This window comes from Streptomyces sp. Root1310, assembly GCF_001426425.1.
Classification (GTDB): Bacteria; Actinomycetota; Actinomycetes; order Streptomycetales; family Streptomycetaceae; genus Streptomyces.
Window position 1 is genome coordinate 52,827 of record NZ_LMEQ01000002.1, and the last position, 17,857, is coordinate 70,683.

Consider the following 17,857-nt stretch of genomic DNA (forward strand, 5'->3'; position numbering starts at 1 on the left):
TATCACCGGCCGGAGCCCGGCGGAGCCGAATCCCGGTTTCGCCGGGTGCTTTCCGGTACCTGCTGGGTAGGCTCCGATGTCATGGAGCAAGAGGTGTTCGTTCCGGTTCCGGCCGAGCGGTTGAGGGCGGCTCTCGCAGATCCGGCGCAGGTGGCCCGGGCGGTCCCCGGGCTCCAGCAGGACGCGGGCACCGAGCCCGTCGCGGGACGGCTGAAGGTGCGGGTCGGCGGGCACACCATCACGTACCGGGGTGCCCTGCGGGTCTCCCCGCGCGAGGACGGTGCGTACGCCGTGGAGGGCGACGCGACCGAGGTGCGCGGCAGCGGGGTGGTGAAGCCGAACCTCACGCTGTGGCTGCGGGAGACGGAAGCGGGCACGACGCTCCGCTTCGAGGGGACGGCCTCGGCGGACGGCCGGATCACGGAACTGCCGTCGGAGGCGGTGGACTCGGCGGTCACCCGGCTGCTGAACCGCTTCGCGGCGAACCTCGCCTCGGAAACGGCCGAAACGGCCGAAACGGCCGAAACGGCCGAAACGACACAGGCGACACAGGTGGCAGAGGCGGTGGACGCCGTGCATGCGGATGCCGTGGACGACGCCGTCGATCACGGTGACGCGGGTGACGCGGGCGGCGACAGCGATGAGCTCGACGACGTCGATGAGCTCGACGACGTCGACGAATCACCGGTCCCGGGGGCCGTCTTCGAGGCCGAGGTGTCGCCCGCCGGGCTAGAGGACCTCGCCGGCCCCGGAGAGCCGCCCGCCGAGGCCGCGCACGCGCGCCGGACGATGATCGGGCGCAGCGCCGAGGAGGTGGACCACGCCCCGCCACGCGGGCGCTACGCGCCGGTCCCGGCCCCGCAGACGGTCGTACCGAACAGCACGCTGCGGTGGGCGGCGCCGGCGGCCGCACTGGTGGTGGCGTCGGCGATCGTGGTGGGCAGGGCGCTGCGCCGACGCGGCTGAGGGCCGACCCGGCCACGCGAGCGGCCGTGCGGGCGGGCCGGTGTCCGGCCCTGCGTCTCGGCCGGTCCGCCACCGCACCGGTCCGACCGCCCCAGTAGGGTCGTCCCGTGAGTGACGAAGACATCACGCTGACCGCGGGCGACGCGGAGGTGACCGTGCAGCCGCACAACGGCGGCCGGGTCGGTGGGCTGCGCGTCGGCGGCCTCGAACTGCTGCGCCAGGGAGAGCGCTTCGGGTGCTTCCCGATGGTCCCCTGGTGCGGCAGGATCCGCGACGGTCGCTTCCGGGACGGCGGAACCGTCCGCCAGATGCCGCTCAACGCCGCGCCCAATGCCATCCACGGCACCGTCCGCGACGGTGCCTGGAAGGTGGCGCGGCGGACCGCCGACGAGGCCGTCCTGACGTACGACCTGGTGGAACCCTGGCCCTACCCCGGCCGGGTCACCCAGGTGGTCACGCTGACCGAGGACACCCTGACCCTCGCGACGGCCGTGGAGACGCACGGCTCGTCCTTCCCGGCGCAGATCGGCTGGCACCCCTGGTTCAACCGCAACCTCGGCGGCCCGGACGACCAGGACGTGCGGGTCTCCTTCGAGCCCGCGTGGCAGGAGGAGCGCGGCGAGGACCATCTGCCGACCGGCAACCGGATCGAGCCGAAGCCCGGCCCCTGGGACGACTGCTTCGGCATGCCCGGCGGGGTCGCCGTCGGCCTCACCTGGCCCGGCCGGCTGGAGCTGAAGGTGACCAGCCCCGAGGAGTGGGTCGTCGTCTACGACGAGCAGGAGGCGGCCGTGTGCGTGGAGCCGCAGACCGGGCCGCCCGACGGCCTGAACACGCTTCCGCGCCTGGTCACGCCCCTGGATCCGCTGGAGGCCACCACCACCTGGCACTGGACCCGGCTCTGAGTTCGGCCTCCTGGCTTCGCCCTTAAGCTGGGCGGCATGACGGACGTACGTGGCGCGCTGCTGCAGCAGATCAAGGACAAGGCCGTGGTGCACGGCAAGGTGACCCTGTCGTCGGGTCTGGAGGCGGACTACTACATCGACCTCCGCCGCATCACCCTCGACGGGGAGGCCGCTCCGCTGGTCGGGCAGGTGCTGCTCGACCTGACCGCCGAGCTCGACTTCGACGCGGTGGGCGGTCTGACCATGGGTGCCGACCCGGTGGCCGGCGCCATGCTGCACGCGGCCGCCGCGCGCGGGAAGAAGCTGGACGCCTTCGTCGTCCGCAAGGCGGCGAAGGCGCACGGGCTCCAGCGGCGGGTCGAGGGCCCGGAGATCAAGGGCCGGCGCGTCCTGGTCGTCGAGGACACCTCCACCACGGGCGGCTCGCCGCTCGCCGCGGTGGAGGCCGTCCGTGAGGCGGGCGCCGAGGTCGTGGCCGTGGCGACGATCGTGGACCGGGCGACCGGCGCCGACGAGAAGATCCGCGAGGGCGCGGGCGTGCCGTACCTGTTCGCCTTCTCGAAGGATGAACTGGGTCTGGACTGACGGGCCGTATTGACCTGCACTTGACCGGGGTGTGGACCAGGCATGGACCATTCGCCCAGGTCTGGAAAGATGGGGCCGACGATGACGTCGCACCCCAGGTCTAGGTCAGGGCCGTAGTACGCAGATCGACAGATCGCCAACCCGCAGATACCAAGGAGCGGACAGATGCCCATCGCAACCCCCGAGGTCTACAACGAGATGCTCGACCGGGCGAAGGCAGGCAAGTTCGCCTACCCGGCCATCAACGTGACCTCGAGCCAGACCCTGCACGCGGCACTGCGCGGCTTCGCGGAGGCGGAGAGCGACGGCATCGTCCAGATCACGACGGGTGGTGCCGAGTTCGCGGGCGGCCAGTACAGCAAGGACATGGTGACGGGCGCGCTGGCCCTCGCCGAGTTCGCGCACATCGTCGCCGAGAAGTACCCGGTCACCATCGCGCTGCACACGGACCACTGCCCGAAGGACAAGCTCGACGGGTTCGTCCGTCCGCTGCTCGCGATCTCCGAGGAGCGCGTGAAGGCCGGCCGCAACCCGCTCTTCCAGTCCCACATGTGGGACGGCTCGGCCGAGACCCTCGCCGACAACCTCACCGTCGCGCAGGAGCTGCTCGCCCGCACCGCCGCCGCCAAGATCATCCTCGAGGTGGAGATCACCCCGACGGGCGGCGAGGAGGACGGCGTCTCGCACGAGATCAACGACTCGCTGTACACGACGGTCGACGACGCGGTGCGCACCGTCGAGGCGCTGGGCCTGGGCGACAAGGGCCGCTACCTGCTGGCCGCGTCCTTCGGCAACGTCCACGGCGTGTACAAGCCGGGCAACGTCGTGCTCCGCCCGGACCTGCTCAAGGAGCTGAACGAGGGCATCGCCGCGAAGTACGGCAAGCCGGCCGGCTCCCAGCCGTTCGACTTCGTCTTCCACGGCGGCTCGGGCTCCAGCCCGGAGGAGATCGCGACCGCGCTGGAGAACGGCGTCGTCAAGATGAACATCGACACGGACACGCAGTACGCCTTCACGCGTCCCGTCGCCGACCACATGTTCCGCAACTACGACGGCGTCCTGAAGGTCGACGGCGAGGTCGGCTCCAAGAAGACCTACGACCCGCGGACCTGGGGCAAGCTGGCCGAGGCGGGCATGGCCGCGCGGGTCCTCGAGGCCACGCAGCACCTGCGTTCGGCGGGCCAGAAGATCAAGTAGTCCCCGAAAGCGTCTCCGAGTACCTCCGGACCCCTGGAGGTACCCCGGAGGTACTACGGGTACGGGTGAGCCCGGCGGCTGTCTACGGCGCCGGGCTCGCTGTATACCTGGGGGCATGCCTGACGTCCGGTTGGCCTCGCCGCGGGGCAAGTGGATCCTGCTCACCACCGTGCTCGGCTCCAGCATGGCCCTGCTGGACTCGACGGTCGTCAACGTCGCCCTCCCGCGCATCGGCCGCGACCTGGACGCCGACCTGGCCGCCCTCCAGTGGACCGTCAACGCGTATCTGCTGACGCTGGCCGGGCTGATCCTGCTCGGCGGCTCCCTGGGCGACCACTACGGGCGGCGCAAGGTGTTCGTCATCGGGGTGGTGTGGTTCGCCGTCGCCTCGCTGCTGTGCGGCATCGCCCCGAACGCGGGCGTGCTGGTCGCCGCCCGGGCCTTGCAGGGGATCGGCGGCGCGCTCCTCACACCGGGTTCCCTCGCGCTCATCCAGGCCTCCTTCCACCCCGAGGACCGGGGGCGGGCGGTGGGCCTGTGGTCCGGGTTCGGAGGCATGGGGGCGGCCGTGGGGCCGTTCCTGGGCGGCTGGCTGGTGGACGGTCCGGGCTGGCGCTGGGTCTTCCTGCTGAACGTGCCGCTGGCGGTGGTGTGCGTGCCGGTGGCGCTGCGGCACGTACCGGAGTCGGACGGGCGGCCCGTCCGCTCCGGCGCGACCGGGAGTGCGGCGGGGAACGCGGCCGGGAGCGTGACCGAGAGCCCGGCAGGGAGCGCGGCGGGGAGCGCGACAGGGAAGGCGGCAAGGAAGGCGGCAGGGCCTGCGCACCAGCGCTTCGACGTGCTGGGCGCCGTCCTGGGCGCGCTGTCGCTCGCCCTCGTCACCTACGCGCTGATCGAGGCCCGGAGCGGACCCGTAGGGGTCGTCCTCGGAGCGGCGGTCGCGGGACTGGTCACCGGGGTCGCCTTCGTGGCGGTGGAGCGCCGCCACCCGGACCCGATGCTGCCGCTCGACATCTTCGCCTCCCGCCAGTTCACGGCCGTCAACCTGGTCACCCTGTGCGTGTACGCGGCCTTCGGCGGGTTCTTCTTCCTGTCCGCGGTCCAGCTCCAGGTCGTGGCCGGCTGGTCCGCCCTCGGGGCCGGTACGGCGCTGCTGCCGACGACCGTGCTGATGCTGCTGCTGTCCGCGCGCTCCGGCGAACTGGCCGAGCACATCGGGCCGCGGATCCCGCTCACCGCCGGCCCGCTGCTGTGCGCCGCCGGCATGCTCCTGATGCTGCGCGTCGGACCCGGCGCCTCCTACGCCACCGACGTCCTGCCCGCCGTCCTGGTGCTGGGCTTCGGCATGGTCGCGCTGGTCGCCCCGCTCACCGCGACCGTGCTGGCCTCCGTGGACGTCACACGGGCCGGGGTGGCCAGCGGTGTCAACAACGCGGCGGCCCGTGCGGCCGGTCTCGTCGCAGTGGCCGCGCTGCCTTTGCTGACCGGGATGAGCTCGGAGGCGTACCGCTCGGCCACCGCCTTCGACGACGCGTTCCGGCGGGCCATGGTGCTGTGTGCGGGGGTGCTGGTGGTGGGCGCGGCGGTCGCCTTCGCGACGGTGCGCCGCCCGGCCCCGGACTGCCGCAGGCCGGAGTGCAGGACGCACGGGAGCGTGCTGGCGCCGCCTCTGGAGGGGGAGCGGACGAAGGGGCGGCTCTCCTAGGGGTGTCCCGGGCGGGACCGCTGTCCGGGTTTCCCGGGTGGCCCGGGGCCGAGGGCTCCCGGATGGCGCAGACTGGACGCATGTCCATTCACGAAAACCTCCTCGGGGGACCGCCCCCGACCCACCTCCCCGACGACCCCGAGCCGCGCGAGCTCCTCGCCAACGGCACGGCGCCCGCCGACGTCGCCGCCAAGTACCCGACGTCCTCGCTGGCCTGGGCCCAGCTCGCCGACGACGCGTTCGAGCGGGGCAGCGTGGTGGAGTCGTACGCGTACGCCCGTACGGGGTACCACCGCGGCCTGGACAGCCTGCGCCGCAACGGCTGGAAGGGCCACGGCCCGGTGCCGTGGGAGCACGAGCCGAACCGCGGGTTCCTGCGCGCCCTGCACGGCCTCGCCCGCGCCGCGCAGGCGATCGGCGAGCAGGCGGAGTGGGAGCGCTGCTCGCAGTTCCTGAAGGACTCCTCGCCGACGGCCGCCCAGACCCTGGGATAGCCGCTCACCTGTGTGTTCCTCGCAAGGCCCGTCTGGTGTGACCAGGCGGGCCTTGCGTTTTCGGGAGAGCATTGCGCAGTATGTGCCGGTGGGGACCGGGGCCCCCGTGTCGGTAACGGCAGGGGCGGACCGCTACCCGGAGTACACAACAGGAGACAGCGATGTCCCAGCAGGCTCAGCCCCAAGAGGCTTCGGAGCCCGAGACCCCGCATCTCGACTTCGCCGGCACCACGCCGTACGAGGACTACGTCAAGGCGGACGTGCTCACCCACCTCCAGCACACCCTCTCCGACGATCCCGGAGAGATGGTCTTCCTGGTCACCACCCAGGTCATGGAGCTGTGGTTCACCGTCATCGTGCACGAGTGGGAGACCGCCGCGCGGGCGCTCCGCCAGGACCGGGTGCCGGTGGCGATCGACGCGCTGAAGCGGTCCGTCCGCGAGCTGGACGCGCTGAACGCGTCCTGGCGGCCGCTCGGGCAGTTGACCCCGGCGCAGTTCAACTCGTACCGTTCCGCCCTCGGCGAGGGCTCCGGCTTCCAGTCGGCGATGTACCGCCGCATGGAGTTCCTGCTCGGCGAGAAGTCCGCGTCCATGCTGGTCCCGCACCGCGGCGCGCCCCGCGTCCACGCGGAGCTGGAGAAGGCGCTGTACGAGCCGAGCCTGTACGACGAGGTGCTGCGGCTGCTGGCTCGGCGCGGTCACGCGATCCCGGCGGCCGTCCTGGAGCGGGACATCTCGCGCCGGTACGAGCCCTCGGCGGAGGTCGAGGCGGTCTGGACGGCCGTGTACGCGGGCGACGAGGGTGACGAGATCGCGCGCCTCGGCGAGGCCCTGACGGATGTCGCCGAGCTGGTGTGGCGCTGGCGCAACGACCACCTCGTCGCCACCCGGCGCGCGATGGGCGCGAAGGCCGGCACCGGTGGCTCGGCCGGCGTGGCCTGGCTGGAGAAGCGCGCGCAGAAGAACGTGTTCCCCGAGCTGTGGACGGCCAGGTCCCATGTCTGAGCGCCCCGGCTTCGAGCAACTCGCCTTCAAGGCGAAGGAGTTGGACGGCGGCGACGAACTGGCGGGCAAGCGCGCCCAGTTCCTCCTCGACGACGGCGTCTACCTCGACGGCAACTCGCTGGGCGCGCTGCCGCGGTCCGTCCCCGGGCACGTGGAGGACGTCGTACGCCGTCAGTGGGGCGCGCTGAAGATCCGCTCCTGGGACGAGAGCGGCTGGTGGACGGCGCCCGAGCGGATCGGCGACCTGATCGCCCCGCTGGTGGGCGCGGCGGCCGGCCAGATCGTGGTCGGCGACTCGACGAGTGTCAACGTCTTCAAGGCGCTGGTGGGAGCCGTGCGCCTGGTGGACGGCGCCCGGGACGAGATCCTCGTCGACGCGACGACCTTCCCCACGGACGGCTACATCGCCGAGTCGGCGGCCCGTCTCACCGGCCGCACCCTGCGCGCGGTGGCACCGGGCGAGGTGCCCGCGGCGCTGTCGGAGCGTACGGCCGCCGTGCTGCTCAACCACGTCGACTACCGCACCGGGCGGCTGCACGACCTGCCGTCGCTCACCGCCGCCGTGCACGCGGTCGGCGCGATCGCCGTCTGGGACCTGTGCCACAGCGCGGGCGCCCTGCCCGTCGGTCTCGACGAGCACGGCGTGGACCTCGCGGTCGGCTGCACCTACAAGTACCTGAACGGCGGACCGGGTTCACCGGCGTACCTGTACGTCCGCCGTGGTCTGCAGGACCGGTTCGACTCACCGCTGCCCGGCTGGAACTCGCACGCGGAGCCCTTCGGCATGCGGGAGACGTACGAGCCGGCGGCAGGCGCCCCGCGCGGGCGGGTCGGCACGCCGGACATCCTGTCGATGCTCGCCCTGGAGGCGGCGCTCGAGGTCTGGGACGGGGTCCCGGTCGAGGCGGTGCGGGCGAAGTCGCTGGCCCTGACCGACTTCTTCCTGGAATGCGTCGCCGCGTACGTCCCCGAGGGGCGGGTCGAGTCGCTGACCCCGGTCCGTCACGAGGAGCGCGGCAGCCAGGTGGCGCTGCGCTGCGAGGACGCCGGCGAGGTCATGAAACGGCTGATCGGCCGCGGGATCGTCGGCGACTTCCGCCGCCCGGACGTCCTGCGCTTCGGCTTCACCCCGCTGTACGTCGGGTTCGCGGACGTGGAGCGGGCGGCACGGGTGCTGGCGGAGGAACTGCGCTGACCCGGGCGGGTCCCGTGGCCCGCCCGCGGACGGACCCGGGCGGTGGGTCCGCCGGACCGACCGCCTGGGGATCAGTCCGGCGGGCCGACCCCGGCGATGAGTCCCGCAGCCCGGCAGCCCGGTGATGAGTCCGGCAGCCCGGCGATGAGTCCGGCGGGCTGAACCGGCCGGGTCTCCCGGGCGTATCCAGGGGTACGCCCAGGGGGTTTCCCGGCGGTCGGGCCCGCCGGGGCGGCGGAACAGCAGAACCGTTTACCTGGACCGGTTGCCTCTCACCGAGCGTGACATCCGCGTGTCCGCGCACGTCACGGGCCTGATACCGTCCCGGCCAACGGCCGAATTCTCACCTGGTCCGCCAAATCCGTTTCGCCGCTGAGAGGTTGGAGCATGCCGGACGACGTTGTCGCAGCCCGGGCCGCCGCCGAGGAGGCGTCGGCCTTCGCGCATCCGCCCGTCGAGCCCGACGTCACCACGGCGTACGGCGATCACCCCGACCAGGTGATCGACTTCTACGTCCCGCGAGCGCAGGTCGGCCCCGGCGGGTCCGTCCCGCTCGTCGTCGTGCTGCACGGCGGGGCCTGGCGGGCGCCCTACGACCGGCGGCACATCACGCCCTTCGCGGACTACCTGGCCCAGCGTGGCTTCGCCGTGGCCAACGTGGAGTACCGGCGGGGCGCCGAGAGCCCCGCCCCGGAGGGGACGTCCCCGGTGGCGGGACGCTGGCCGGACACCTTCGACGATGTCGCCGCGGCCCTCGACGCCCTCCCCGCCCTGGTCCGGGAGGCCGTGCCGCAGGCCGACGCCCGCCGTACGGTGCTCACGGGTCACTCGGCGGGCGGTCACCTCGCCCTGTGGGCGGCGGCCCGGCATGTGCTGCCCGCCGACGCGCCCTGGCGCACCGGGGATTCGGCCTGGCTGCGGGGCGTCGTCGCGCTGGCCCCGATCGCCGACTTCGCGGTTGCCGAGAAGCTGGACGTGTGCGGCGGAGCGGCTCACCAACTCCTGGGCGGAGAAGAGCAGTTCGGCGCGCGACAGCCGTACGCCGACCCGGCGCTGCTGTTGCCGACCGGTGTCGCGACGACCCTGGTGCAGGGCCGCACCGACCTCGTCGTCCCGCAGGCGGTCGCCGAGGCGTACGCGGACGCGGCGGCGAAGGCGGGGGAGGTGGTGGGGCTGACCCTGCTGGAGGACGTCGGCCACTTCCCGCTGATCGACCCGGCGGCCGACGCGTGCGCGGTGGTGGCGGAGGAGGTCGCGCAGCTGGCGTGGTAGCCGTAGCCCCGGTTCGTTCGAGTGAAGTCCCCTAGGTCGTCCCCGTAGTACCTGAGAGCTACGCCGAAGAAGAGCTCCTCAGCGGGACGCGAACGACGAGCGCCGATCCGTAACTTCCAACCCGGAAAAGCCCGATGGACGGGCGCTGTGGCGGGGGAGGGGCGGGATGGCGGAGCTTCGTTTTCGCGGGCGGTGGCGCCGTGCGAGGGAAACGCGTGGGGAGCGGCACTGGGGCCGCGCCCTGTTGGCCGTCCTCATCACCGCCGCCGTGGTCGTCCCCCTCACGGCGGTGGCGGCCCGGCCGCGGATCCCCGCCCCGGCCCCCGCCGCCCTCGCCCCGCCGACGGCGGAGACGCTGGAGAAGGCGTACGCCGCCAACCGGGCCAACGCCGCCCTGGCGGCCGGCATGGCCGCCGACCACGGGGACCGTCACCGTGCCGCCGCAGAAAGGGAGTTGGCGGCTCCCTCCCGTCGGCTGCTCTCCTTCGACGGCCGGGGTTCCGGCCGGGCGGTCGAGGTGTTCGGGGACCTCGCCCACGCCGACCGTGTCGCCGTCCTCGTACCGGGCTCCGACACCTCGCTGGACACCTTCGGACGCTTCCGCGCGGGAGCGGCCGCACTGCACCACCGGCTCACCGGGCAGACCGGCGCCGACCCCCGTACGGCGGTGGTGGCCTGGCTCGGCTACACCACCCCGGGCACGATCAGCGCCACCGTGATCACCCCCGACCGCGCCGAGGAAGCGGCCCCGGACCTGCGGGAGTTCCTGCGCGAGCTGCGCGCCGTCACCGCACCGGGTTCCCGGTTCACCCTCCTGTGCCACTCGTACGGCACGGTGGTGTGCGCCCGCGCCGCCCCGCACCTGGACGTGACGGATCTCGTCCTCCTCGGCAGCCCGGGCACGGGTGCGGTGTCGGCGGCCGACCTGCGCACCCGCGCGCGGATCTGGGCGGCCCGGGGCGCCGACGACTGGGTGGCCGACGTCCCGCACGTCAGCGCCGACCTGTTCGGCACGACGGTCGGCTTCGGCACCGACCCCCTGTCCCCGTCGTTCGGCGCCCGCGTCTTCGCGGCGGGTTCCGGCGGCCACAGCGACTACTTCAGGCCGGGTTCGCCCTCCCTGGCCAACATCGCCCGGATCGTCCTCGGCGAGACCTCGGAGGTCACCGGTGCGTGAGACCCAGGAGCGTGAGGCGTCGGTGCGTGAGTCGGCGGTGCGGGAATCACCGGTGCGTGAGGCGCGGGGGCGGGCGCTGTTCGGGATCCGGCGGGCCGCCGCCCGGATCGACGCCGCCACGCCGCCGCAGCGCGACCGGGCCGTGGACGCCCTGCGGGCACTGGCGATCCTCGGTGTCGTCCTCGGCCACTGGCTGGTGACGGCGCTCGTCGCCGACGGCGCAACCCTGCGGGCCGCGAGCCCGCTGGGTCCCATGCCCTGGCTGGCCCCGGTGTCGTGGATGTTCCAGACCCTCGCGGTGTTCTTCATGGTGGGCGGCCATGTGGCGACCCGAAGCCTCTCCTCGGCCCGCGCGCGCGGCGGGACCTACGGCGCGTGGCTCAGAGCCAGACTGGCGCGGCTGTTCGTCCCCGTCGCCGCCGTGGTGGCCGTGTGGACGGTCGCCGCGGTCGGCCTGCTGCTCGGCGGCGCGTCCTTCGTCACCGTGCACACCGTGGTCAAACTGGCGCTGTCCCCCCTCTGGTTCCTGCTGGTCTTCGCCGTGCTGACGGCGGCGACCCCGCTGCTGGTCCGGCTCAACCCGCTGTGGCCGCTGGCCGTCGTCCTCCATGTGGACCTGGTGCGCTTCGGCCTGGGCGGCCCGGCGTCGCTGGGCTGGGTGAACGTGGTGGCGGGCTGGCTGGTGCCGTTCACCGTCGGCGCGGCCTGGACCCGCGGTGAGCTGGAGCGGCCCCGCGCGGGCCGGCTGCTGCTGGTCGGCGGGGCGGCGGCGACGGCACTGCTCGTCGGCTGGGCCGGGTACCCGGCGTCGATGGTGGGTGTGCCGGGCGCGGCGGTGTCCAACCTCAACCCGCCGACGCTGGCCGCCGTCACCTTCGGTCTCGCCCAGTGCGGACTGGCGCTGCTGCTGCGTGACCGGTTGCGCCGGGCCGTGCGCGGGCCCCTGGCCTGGGCGGCGGTCGCGCTGGTCAACCTCTCGGCGATGACGGTGTTCCTCTGGCATCAGACGGCCATGATGGCGACCACTGCGACGGGCCTGTTCGCGGGCCGTCTGCCCGGCCTGCACACGGTCCCCGACGGGCTGGGGTGGGTGGCGGCCCGGCTGCTGTGGCTGCCGGTCTTCGCCCTGGTGCTGGGGGTGTGCCGGGCCGCGTTCCACGGCTGTGAGAACAGCGCAGGGCGACGCGGGCGGAAGAGCGAGGGCCGATCACGTGTGGTGCGCGTCGGAGGGCGGCCGAAACCCTCGGGTCTGCGGGAGACATGGCATGTCTAAGGTGGTGCGGATGAACGGTGTGGGGGAGTGGCTGACCGGGAGGTTGCGGGTCCTGCGTGACGACCTGTGGACGACCCGGGCGGCACCGCTGCCGTCGTTCGTATGGCTGCGCCGGCTGCCGCACGTGCATGTGATCCTGGTCGCCGTCGGCATCACGCTGGGCGGAGTGGATCAGATCGCCGACGAATACCGCCAGGGCACGAACTACGGTTTGCTGTGCGCGGCGGCGCAGGGCGGGGCGGTGGCGCTGGCACTGTGGCGGCCGGTCTTGGCGTGGTGGCTGTCGATGACGGTCACGGTGGTCGTGGCCATGGGCGCCCGCTCCCAACTGCTCTCGGGCCAGGCCGAGCCCAACGCCTCATGGCCCTGGGGCGGACCGGGCCTGATCGCGCACGCCATGGTGCTGCTCCTGCTGTCGCTGCGCGTGCCCACCCGAGCCTCCGTGGCGGCGCTGGGCCTGACGGCGCTCGTCACCTACGTCATGGAAGGGCTCATCGGCGCCGCCAACTACGGGCCGACCGGACCCGTGGCGGTGATCGTGTTCGCCGCCGTGGTTCTCGTCGGCAGTTCTCTGCGCGGCCGGCGCGAGGCCCGTAAGCAGCTTGTCGAGCAGACCGGCATCACCGCCGAGGAACGCGCCCGTCGCACCCTGCTGGAGGAGCGCAACCGGATCGCGCGCGAACTGCACGACGTGGTCGCCCACCACATGTCGGTGATCTCCATTCAGGCGCAGGTCGCCCCGCACCTGGTGGAGAACCCGTCCGAGGAACTGAGGGAGAACCTCGCCGGCATCCGGAAGAACGCCCTGGAGGCGCTCGCCGAACTGCGCCGGGTGCTCGGCGTGCTGCGCTCGGAGAACCCGGAGGACCCCTACGGACTCGGCGCGGCCGGCACCGGAGCCGCCCCGGACACCCCGCAGCCCACGCTCGACCGCCTCGACGCCCTCATGGAGAACACCCGCGCCGCGGGACTGGACGTGGTCGCCACCGTCGAGGGCGAGGCGCCCGTGTATCCGCCGGGAGTGCAGCTGTCGGCGTACCGGATAGTCCAGGAGGCGCTCAGCAACGCCCTGCGGCACGCGCCGGGTTCCCACGTGCGGGTGGCGGTCACCCACCACGGCGAGGGCCTGTACCTGGAGGTCGTCAACTCCCGCCCGCGCGAACCCGTACCGTCCTCCCCGGGAGCCGGGCACGGTCTGCTCGGGATGCGCGAGCGGGCGGTGATGCTGGGCGGCCATGTCAGCGCCCGTCCGACCCTGCACGGCGGTTTCGCGGTCTCGGCGTTCCTCCCGCGGGACGGCGCGGCGCCGCCCCGCGACGACTCGGCAGCTCTCCCCGCCCCCCGCTCCGGAGAGGGCTCCGTGGATCCAGGTGCCCCCGAGGGCCTCGAACTCGTCTTCCCGGAGGACATGGCCGACGTGGACGGCATGAACGGCACGGACGCCGTGCACGACGCGGGCGCCCCGCCCCGGACAGGAGAAGGAACCCCATGACGACCGGCGGCACCATCCGCGTACTGATCGCCGACGACCAGGAGATGGTCCGGCAGGGCTTCACCGTGCTGCTCAACGCCCACCCGGGCATCGAGGTGGTCGGGCAGGCGGTGCACGGCCTGGACGCCGTCGCCAAGGTCGACGAACTCGCCCCGGACGTCGTCCTGATGGACATTCGCATGCCCGAGCTCGGCGGCATCGAGGCCACGCACCGCATCACCCTCGCGCACCCGCACATCAAGGTGCTGGTCCTCACCACCTTCGACCTCGACGAGTACGTGTACGACGCGCTGCGGGCAGGGGCGTCCGGCTTCCTGCTGAAGGACGCCTCCGCGGACCGGCTCGCCGAGGCGGTCCGGGTGGTGGCGGCCGGGGACGCCCTGCTCGCGCCGGTCATCACCCGCAAGCTGATCGCCGAGTTCTCCCGTCTCGACGGCAGGCCGCGAGCCCCGCTGAAGGAACGGGTCGGCGATCTCACCGAGCGCGAGACGGAGGTGCTCACCCTGATCGCGCAGGGTCTGTCCAACGCGGAGATCGCCGACCACCTCTTCGTGGCCGAACAGACCGTGAAGACACACGTGGGCCGCATCCTGGTGAAACTGGGGCTGCGGGACCGTACCCAGGCGGCGGTGTTCGCGTACGAGTCGGGACTGGTGAGACCGTCGGGGTACTGAGCGGTGGCTCCCCGTCGGACCCGTAGTACTTGAGAGGGATCCGCACGAACCCCTCTCACTGGTGACGACCGGGACCCCCTCCCCCGCCTACCGTTCTCAACGTGACAGAGACGACGCAGACGCACCCCACGCACCCGGACGACCCGGACGACTCCTACGAGGCCTACCGGCCGCGCAGTCCGGAGTTCCGGGCGGCCGTGGACGCCCTGCGCGGCCTGCGGGAGGACCTCTTCCACGACGCCTTCGCCTACCGCCCGCTGCCCCGCAAGGAGCCCGCGGGCCGGGCCCTGGGCCGCCTGAAGGGCCGCAGGCGGGAGTACGCGGCCTGGTCCCGGCACGCGGTGGTCGGGGCGGCCGGCGTCCTGGCGATGCTGATCGCCTGGGCGGACTCGGAGGGCAGCGGCGTCGGTCTGCCGACCGGGCTGCTGGCCCTGGCCCCGGTGCTGCTGACGCTGGTGCGACCGGTCGGCGCCTTCTGGCTGTCGCTCGCGGGGACCACCGTCGTGGCGGTCATCGGCACCACGTACACCGAGTGGCCCTGGCTGCCGGGCAGCTTCGCCGCCCATCTGATCGTGCTGACGGTCGTGGCGATACGCACCCGCCCGCGCACGGCGGCGTGGATGTGGATGGTGACGGCGGCCTACGGCTTCGTCGCCGAGACCGTCTTCAGCTGGGGCCACTACTTCACGAACGTCGCGCCCATGCTGGTCTTCTCGGCGATCCTCCTGCTCGCCGTCACCGTCTGGCACATCCGCCGGCAGGCCGAGGAGAAGGTCACGGCCCAGCAGACGGTGACCGCGCACGAGCGCTCCCGCCGCACCCTGCTGGAGGAGCGCACCACGATCGCCCGTGAGCTGCACGACGTCGTCGCCCACCACATGTCGGTGGTCGCCATCCAGGCCGAGGCCGCCCCCTACCGGGTGGAGAACCCGCCGCCGGAGCTGGAGAAGGCCTTCGCCACCATCCGGGAGAACGCGGTGGCGGCCCTCACGGAGCTGCGCCGGGTCCTGGGCGTGGTCCGCGCCGAGGACTACGAGGTCCCCGACGCCCCGCAGCCCACGCTCGCCGAACTGGACGGGCTGCTCGCCAACGTGCGGGAGACGGGCCTGGACGTGGAGAAGACGGTCACCGGCGCGGTGCGCGAGCTGCCCCAGGGCGTGGAGCTGTCGGCGTACCGGATAGTCCAGGAGGCGCTGAGCAACACGCTGCGCCATGCCCCGGGGGCGGGCGCCCGCGTGGAGATCGGTTATGTACTGGGAGGTCTGGGGCTGCGGATAGTCAACGGCGCACCGCCGAACCCGTCCCTGGTCAAGCCCTCACCCGGGGCAGGTCACGGCATCACCGGAATGCGGGAGCGGGTCGGCATGCTGAACGGCGAGATGACGGTGGAGCCGACCCCGACGGGCGGCTACGAGGTGACGGTGTTCCTGCCGGTGCCCGCCGCGAGCGAGAGTGGAACATGACGATCCGAGTACTGATCGCCGACGACCAGATGATGGTGCGCGAGGGCTTCTCGGTCCTGCTGAACGCGATGCCGGACATCGAGGTCGTGGGCGAGGCGGTCAACGGCCGGGAGGCGGTCGACCGTGTCCGCGAACTCGCGCCCGACGTGGTGCTGATGGACATCCGCATGCCGGAGCTGAACGGCATCGAGGCTACGCGGGAGATCGTGGCGGCGGACGGCTCGGCCAAGGTCCTGGTGCTGACGACCTTCGATCTGGACGAGTACGTCTACCAGGCGCTGCGCGCGGGCGCCTCGGGCTTTCTGCTGAAGGACGCGTCGGCCCGCCAGCTGGCCGACGGTGTGAGGGTGGTGGCGGCCGGCGAGGCGCTCCTGGCCCCGTCCGTCACCCGGCGCCTGATCACGGAGTTCTCCAAGCTGTCCGACACCCCGCGGCTGTCGCCGACCGCGCAGGCGGCCTACGGCGACCTGACCGAACGGGAGACGGAGGTGCTGGTCCTCATCGCCCAGGGCCTGTCCAACCTGGAGATAGCCGGCCGGCTGGTGGTCGCGGAGTCGACCATCAAGACCCATGTGAGCCGGATCCTGGTCAAGCTCGGCCTGAGGGACCGCACCCAGGCGGCGGTCTTCGCCTACGAGGCCCGACTGGTGACCCCGGGCTAGAACGCGCACCGGATCGCCGTCCGCCGGTGCTTCGGCAGCATGACCGGGGGTGGGGAACGAACCGGCCGAACGGCATGCCGCCCCGCCTCACCGGGGCGGTCCGACGGCGGTCCGGCCGTCCGTGCGCCGAGGGAGCAGCCGGTCGCCGTTCCGCAGGACCCCCCTGGTCAGCAGCCCCTCCACCGGCTAGCGTCCGTTCATGGCAGCAGTTGACGCTCTCTCGTTCGACCCCTGGGATCCCGCGTTCGTGGCGGACCCCTACCCGGCCTACGCCGAGCTTCGGGAGCGGGGGCGGGTGATCTACTACGAGCCGACCGACCAGTGGCTGGTGCCGCGGCACGCGGATGTCTCGGCGCTGCTGCGGGAGCGCCGGCTCGGGCGGACGTATCAGCACCGGTTCACGCACGAGGACTTCGGGCGGACGGCGCCACCGGCCGAGCAGGAGCCGTTCCACACGCTCAACGATCACGGGATGCTCGACCTGGAGCCGCCCGACCACACCCGCATCCGGCGGCTCGTGTCGAAGGCGTTCACGCCGCGCACGGTGGAGCGGCTGCAGCCGTATGTGCGGCAGCTCGCGGGGGAACTGGTGGACCGGATGGTGGCGGCGGGCGGGGGCGATCTGCTCGCCGATGTCGCCGAGCCGCTGCCCGTCGCCGTGATCGCGGAGATGCTCGGCATCCCGGAGTCGGACCGGGGGCCGCTGAGGCCCTGGTCGGCGGACATCTGCGGGATGTACGAACTCAGCCCGTCGAAGGAGACGGCGGCGAAGGCCGTGCGGGCCTCGGTGGAGTTCTCCGAGTATCTGCTGGAGCTGATCGCCGCGCGGCGCAAGGAGCCCGGCGACGATCTCATCTCCGGTCTCATCGCCGCCCACGACGAGGGCGACCGGCTCACCGAGCAGGAGATGATCTCGACGGCGGTGCTGCTGCTCAACGCGGGGCACGAGGCGACCGTGAACGCCACCGTCAACGGGTGGTGGGCGCTCTTCAGGAACCCGGGGCAACTGGCCGCGCTGCGCGCCGACCACTCGCTCGTCCCCTCCGCCGTCGAGGAGCTGATGCGGTACGACACCCCGCTCCAGCTCTTCGAGCGGTGGGTGCTCGACGACATCGAGATCGACGGGACCACCGTGCCCCGGGGAGCCGAGATCGCCATGCTCTTCGGGTCTGCGAACCACGATCCGGCCGTCTTCGCCGACCCGGAGCGGCTCGATCTCACCCGTACCGAGAACCCGCACATCTCCTTCAGCGCGGGCATCCACTACTGCATCGGCGCTCCGCTGGCCCGTATCGAGCTGGCCGCGTCGATGACGGCCCTGCTGGAACGGGCCCCCACCCTGGCCCTGGCGGCGGAGCCCCGGCGCAAGCCGAACTTCGTGATCCGGGGGCTGGAGGGGCTCAGCGTGACCCTCTGAGGCGGAGGCGGGCGAACACGGCCCACAGGGCCAGGCCCGCGGCCGTCCCGCCCAGCAGGGCGAGCGGCAGTTCCGCGTAGAGGACGCTCCAGTCGGGTGTCTGTTCGAAGCGCCAGAAGCGGGCGCGGACGTCGACGGACCACACCGCGAGTCCCGCACCCCAGCCGAGCGCCATGGCGAGGCAGCCACCGGCGGCCTGCGTACGTTCTCCCATGCCCGGGACGGACGCACGCCGGCCGCCCCGGGTTCCCCACCCGGCCGGAACCCCGCCCGTACGACCGGCCGGCGACCGCCCGGCGGCTGGCCCGGGCCCACCGCTGCCGGGCCGGGGCTGGCCGGCGACAGGCCCCCGCCGGCCGCCGACCGGCCCCGC

The 17,857-nt window shown here is 72.8% G+C and carries 17 protein-coding genes; 16 read left to right on the forward strand and 1 reads right to left on the reverse strand.

The window, feature by feature from the left end; all coding sequences use genetic code 11:
- Positions 1-81: 81 nt before the first annotated feature.
- From ASD48_RS09915 to ASD48_RS09990, 16 genes are all read left to right on the forward strand, one after another.
- Positions 82-966, forward strand: a complete 885-nt coding sequence (locus ASD48_RS09915) for an SRPBCC domain-containing protein (RefSeq protein ID WP_199875738.1) — start codon at positions 82-84, stop codon at positions 964-966.
- 107 nt (positions 967-1,073) lie between these two features.
- Complete coding sequence (locus tag ASD48_RS09920; protein WP_057601144.1) at positions 1,074-1,871, forward strand: aldose epimerase; 798 nt, start codon at positions 1,074-1,076, stop codon at positions 1,869-1,871.
- Between the two features lie 36 nt (positions 1,872-1,907).
- Positions 1,908-2,456, forward strand: a complete 549-nt coding sequence (gene pyrE, locus ASD48_RS09925) for an orotate phosphoribosyltransferase (protein ID WP_020129189.1) — start codon at positions 1,908-1,910, stop codon at positions 2,454-2,456.
- Positions 2,457-2,621: 165 nt separating this feature from the next.
- On the forward strand, positions 2,622-3,653 hold the full coding sequence (gene fbaA, locus ASD48_RS09930; protein ID WP_020129190.1) for a class II fructose-bisphosphate aldolase: 1,032 nt from the start codon (positions 2,622-2,624) through the stop codon (positions 3,651-3,653).
- Between the two features lie 115 nt (positions 3,654-3,768).
- Positions 3,769-5,358: an MFS transporter gene (locus ASD48_RS09935; RefSeq protein ID WP_057601145.1), complete on the forward strand. Its 1,590-nt coding sequence runs from the start codon at positions 3,769-3,771 to the stop codon at positions 5,356-5,358.
- An 80-nt stretch (positions 5,359-5,438) separates the two neighbouring features.
- Positions 5,439-5,852: a DUF3151 domain-containing protein gene (locus ASD48_RS09940; RefSeq protein WP_020129192.1), complete on the forward strand. Its 414-nt coding sequence runs from the start codon at positions 5,439-5,441 to the stop codon at positions 5,850-5,852.
- A gap of 161 nt (positions 5,853-6,013) precedes the next feature.
- Positions 6,014-6,859, forward strand: coding sequence for a tryptophan 2,3-dioxygenase family protein (locus ASD48_RS09945; RefSeq protein WP_057601146.1), 846 nt, complete (start codon positions 6,014-6,016; stop codon positions 6,857-6,859).
- Positions 6,852-8,054, forward strand: coding sequence for a kynureninase (kynU, locus tag ASD48_RS09950; RefSeq protein ID WP_057601147.1), 1,203 nt, complete (start codon positions 6,852-6,854; stop codon positions 8,052-8,054). Before ASD48_RS09945 ends, kynU begins: the two co-directional genes overlap by 8 nt.
- A gap of 387 nt (positions 8,055-8,441) precedes the next feature.
- A complete protein-coding gene (locus tag ASD48_RS09955) occupies positions 8,442-9,326 on the forward strand; it encodes an alpha/beta hydrolase (protein ID WP_057601148.1) in 885 nt (294 codons plus the stop codon).
- Positions 9,327-9,492: 166 nt separating this feature from the next.
- Positions 9,493-10,503: an alpha/beta hydrolase gene (locus ASD48_RS09960; RefSeq protein WP_242432562.1), complete on the forward strand. Its 1,011-nt coding sequence runs from the start codon at positions 9,493-9,495 to the stop codon at positions 10,501-10,503.
- A gap of 52 nt (positions 10,504-10,555) precedes the next feature.
- Positions 10,556-11,776 carry an acyltransferase gene (locus tag ASD48_RS09965; protein WP_107104288.1) on the forward strand — a complete coding sequence of 407 codons (1,221 nt, stop codon included), beginning with the start codon at positions 10,556-10,558 and terminating at the stop codon, positions 11,774-11,776.
- Entirely contained in the window at positions 11,769-13,268 is a 1,500-nt protein-coding gene (locus ASD48_RS09970; RefSeq protein WP_242432563.1) for a sensor histidine kinase, read from the forward strand. The genes ASD48_RS09965 and ASD48_RS09970 overlap by 8 nt, the downstream gene beginning before the upstream one ends.
- A complete protein-coding gene (locus tag ASD48_RS09975) occupies positions 13,265-13,942 on the forward strand; it encodes a response regulator transcription factor (protein WP_057601150.1) in 678 nt (225 codons plus the stop codon). Before ASD48_RS09970 ends, ASD48_RS09975 begins: the two co-directional genes overlap by 4 nt.
- Before the next feature lie 101 nt (positions 13,943-14,043).
- Positions 14,044-15,405, forward strand: a complete 1,362-nt coding sequence (locus ASD48_RS09980; RefSeq protein ID WP_057601151.1) for a histidine kinase — start codon at positions 14,044-14,046, stop codon at positions 15,403-15,405.
- Positions 15,402-16,067 (forward strand): response regulator transcription factor, encoded by a 666-nt coding sequence (locus tag ASD48_RS09985; protein WP_057601152.1) that lies wholly within the window; start codon positions 15,402-15,404, stop codon positions 16,065-16,067. Before ASD48_RS09980 ends, ASD48_RS09985 begins: the two co-directional genes overlap by 4 nt.
- A gap of 199 nt (positions 16,068-16,266) precedes the next feature.
- On the forward strand, positions 16,267-17,484 hold the full coding sequence (locus ASD48_RS09990; RefSeq protein WP_057601153.1) for a cytochrome P450: 1,218 nt from the start codon (positions 16,267-16,269) through the stop codon (positions 17,482-17,484).
- Here the strand turns inward: ASD48_RS09990 and ASD48_RS09995 are convergent.
- The gene (locus ASD48_RS09995) at positions 17,468-17,698 is read right to left on the reverse strand and encodes a hypothetical protein (RefSeq protein ID WP_057601154.1); all 231 of its coding nucleotides are present in this window, start codon (positions 17,696-17,698) and stop codon (positions 17,468-17,470) included. The genes ASD48_RS09990 and ASD48_RS09995 overlap by 17 nt on opposite strands.
- Positions 17,699-17,857: the final 159 nt, after the last annotated feature.